The 723-nt window shown below is 52.8% G+C and carries 1 protein-coding gene; it reads left to right on the top strand.

Annotated features, from left to right (window positions below):
• On the top strand, nucleotides 1-723 hold a 723-nt coding region (locus FTE26_RS07100), incomplete at both ends, for a phage tail tape measure protein (RefSeq protein WP_272457526.1).

The following is a 723-nucleotide window of genomic DNA, read 5'->3' as shown; positions in this document are numbered from 1 at the left end:
TTGAGGCGGGATAGTGAGCAGAAAGGGACATATAACACGGATGACTACAGAAAGGCCGAGCAGGCGCTGACGGAGAGCCTGAACAGGCAACTGAATGAGAATCGCCGTTACTGGCAACAGCTTGAAATTGCTCAGGGTAACTGGAAAAACGGTGCCATGCGGGCGTTTCAGAATTTCACGGCAGATGCGGATAATGCGGCAGGCACTGCGGAGCAGATGCTTACAGCGGCATTTAATAGTGCAGGTAATGCACTGGCTACATTCTGTACCACCGGAAAACTGAACTTCAAATCTTTTACCGCCTCGCTCCTTTCTGATCTGGCAAAAATCATGGCTCAGATGTCCATGATGCAGGCAGTTAAGGGGATTGGTTCGGCGTTTGGCTGGGGGAGTGCAGCAACTGCCAGTGTGACGCCCAATGCTGATGGTGGTGTTTATCAGTCTGCTGATTTGAGTCGCTACAGTGGCACGGTGGTTAACCGTCCGACGTTTTTTGCTTTTGCAAAAGGTGCAGGTGTGATGGGGGAAGCTGGGCCTGAAGCCATTCTGCCTCTGCGTCGTGGTGCTGACGGTAAGCTGGGGGTTGTGGCGGATATTGGTGGTTCAGGTATGGCGATGTTTGCCCCGCAGTACAACATCGAGATCAATAACGATGGCACGAACGGGCAGATAGGTCCGGCTGCCCTGAAGGTGGTTTATGACCTCGGGAAAAAAGCAGCAGCG

The organism is Escherichia sp. S10b, from assembly GCF_028421345.1.
GTDB lineage: Bacteria > Pseudomonadota > Gammaproteobacteria > Enterobacterales > Enterobacteriaceae > ECMA0423.
Note: the sequence above shows the minus strand (reverse complement) of the source record. Positions and strands in the feature narration are given on the sequence as shown.